The sequence below is a fragment of the Microbacterium sp. HJ5 genome, from assembly GCF_054824025.1.
In genome coordinates this window covers 1-2,663 of record NZ_JSYE01000050.1, presented here as the reverse complement: position 1 = coordinate 2,663, position 2,663 = coordinate 1, and the positions used below count along the sequence as shown (strand labels likewise).

Sequence of the window (2,663 nt, the reverse complement as noted above, 5' to 3'; positions counted from 1 at the left end):
ATCCGCACGCCCGATCAGCGGATCCGGGTGTTCGTGAGCTCGACCCTGCGCGAGCTCGCCGACGAGCGACGCGCCGTGCGCGCCGCCATCGAACGCATGCGCCTGGCCCCCGTCATGTTCGAACTCGGCGCCCGCCCCCACCCGCCCCGCGAGCTGTACCGCTCCTACCTCGCCCAGAGCGACGTCTTCGTCGGCATCTACGGATCCAGCTACGGCTGGGTCGCCCCCGACGAAGAGATCTCCGGCCTCGAAGACGAATACAACCTCGCCCCCCGCGGCATGCCCAAACTCATCTACATCAAGACCGCCGACACCCGCGACGAACGCCTCCAGGAGCTCATCGCCCGCATCCAAGCCGACGACACCGCCGCCTATCTCCACTTCGAGGACGCCGCGGGGCTGGAGGAGCAGGTGGCCGGAGATCTGGCGATGCTGCTGGCGGAGCGGTTCGATCAATCGCGCGGCGGCGGCGGGTCGCCGCCCGTGTCGGACGAGTCCGACGCCGAGTCGCTGCGCGCCCGCGTGCCGGTGCCGTACACCCAGACGATCGGTCGCGAGGGCGAGCTGGCCGAGCTGCGGGCGATGCTCTCGGCGGGCGAGCATCGCGTGCTGAGCCTCATCGGCCCCGGCGGCATCGGCAAGTCGCGCCTCGCGATCGAAGCCGCGCACGCGAACGCCGACCTGTTCCCCGACGGCGTGTACTTCGTGCCGCTCGAGGGGGTGCTCGAAGCGAATCTGCTGCTGCCGACGATCGCCTACATCCTCGGCGTGCGCGACACGGGCGGTGGATCGCTCGAGGAGCGGATCGCCCGTGCGATCGGCGACCGGCGGGTGCTGGTCGTGCTCGACAACTTCGAGCAGATCGTGGAGGAGGCGCCCGTCCTGGTGCAGCTGTACACCCTGGCGCCCCGTGCGGTCTTCCTCGTCACGAGCCGCACCGTGCTGCGGATCCGCGGCGAGCAGGTCTTCGAGGTCGACGCGCTGTCCTCGCCCGACGAGGCGGCGCCGGCCACGCTCGAACGCGCTCTCGCCTCGCCCGCATGCCGGCTGTTCGCGGAGCGCGCGCAGGCCGCCAAGCCCGATTTCGTCCTCGCGCCCGACAACGCGCGCGACGTCATCGACATCTGCCGTCGGCTCGAGGGCCTCCCACTGGCGATCGAGCTGGCCGCCGCGAAGCTGCGGATCCTCACCGCGCACGACGTCGCGCAGCGCCTCGAGCGCACGCTGCCGCTGCTCTCATCGGCGGCGCGCGACCTGCCCGAGCGTCACCGCACGATGCGCACCACGATCGACTGGAGCGTGAGCCTGCTCTCGCCCGAGCAGCGCGACATGCTCGACGGGCTGGGCGTCTTCGCCGCGCGGTTCTCGCTCGAGGCCGTCGAGGCGCTCGCCGCCGGCCGCTCGTGGGGCGACAGCCCGATCGAGACGCTCGCCGCGCTCATCGACGCGTCACTGGTCAAGCAGGTCGACAGCGCCGGGCGATCGGCGTTCTCGCTGCTCGCCACCGTCCGCGAGTACGCGCTCCAGCGGCTCGAGGACCGCGACGAGGCCGACCGGCTGCGCCTCGCCCACGCCCAGTACTACTACGGTCTCGTGCGCCGCATCGCCCCGGATCTGCGCGGCCCCGGCCAGGCCGACGCGGTCACGGAGCTGCGCAGCGAGGTGCCGAACCTCCGGGCCGCGGCGCGGCACCTCGTGCAGGCCGGCCGTTACGACGACGTCGCCGACTTCGCCTGGCTGCTCCTCCCCTACTGGTGGATCTCCAGCCTGTTCGCCGAGGTCCGGCTGTGGATGCTCGAGCTTCTCGCGGCCGACGAGCCGCTCGGCGACCGCACGCGCGCGATCGCGCTGTTCTACTCGGTGTGGGGCGAGATGTGGCAGCGCCCGAGCGATCAGGTCGTGGCCGACCTCGGCGAGTGCGTGCGGCTGTTCACCGCCGGCGGCGACGAGGACGCGGCCGCGATGGCACTCGCCGCTCGCGGCACGACGCGCCTGCAGTTCCCCGACGCCGACGGGGCGACCGCCGCGGCCGAGCTCATGCAGGCGGTGACGATGCTGCGCGCCCTCGGCGACGGCTGGGGCGAGGCGCTGGCCGAGATCGGCCTGGGCTTCATCTCGGTGGGGATGGGCTCCATCCCCGACGCCCGCGCCCACTTCGACCGATCGGCCGAGATCGCCGAGGCGGAGCAGGACATCTTCACGCGCGCCGTCGCCGGCAACAACCGCGCGCGCATCTTCTTCATGCTGGGCGAGATCGAGACGGCCGAGCAGGAGTACTTCCTCACCCTCGACATGTCCGCGCGGCTGCGCTTCGTCGAGGGCGCGGCGTACGGACTCGAGGGCATGTGCGCGATCGCCGCCGTCCGCGGCGACGCGTGGCGGGCCGGGGTGTTCGCCGCGGTGACACAGGAGCTGCGCCGGACGACCGGCATGTTCGACGTCGAGGGGTTCGCGGTGCACGTCGCGCCTCTTGCGGCCTTGCGCGAGCGCGACCCCGAGGGCGTGGCCGAGGGCGAGCGGGCCGGCGCCGAGATGAGTCCCGCGGAGGCCATCCGCCTCGCCCTGCCCGACGTCGACGCCCCGGCGAGAGAGGCGCTCCTCCGATGGTGAACGTCCACCCGCAGCATCCGATCATCCGCACGCCCGATCAGCGGATCCGGGTG

At 72.5% G+C, this 2,663-nt stretch carries 1 protein-coding gene; it reads left to right on the top strand.

What is annotated here, in order from left to right; all coding sequences use genetic code 11:
• The coding region (locus OB08_RS16125) for a DUF4062 domain-containing protein (protein ID WP_461476525.1) at positions 1-2,610 on the top strand (2,610 nt) is incomplete at its 5' end.
• Between the last annotated feature and the right edge of the window lie 53 nt (positions 2,611-2,663).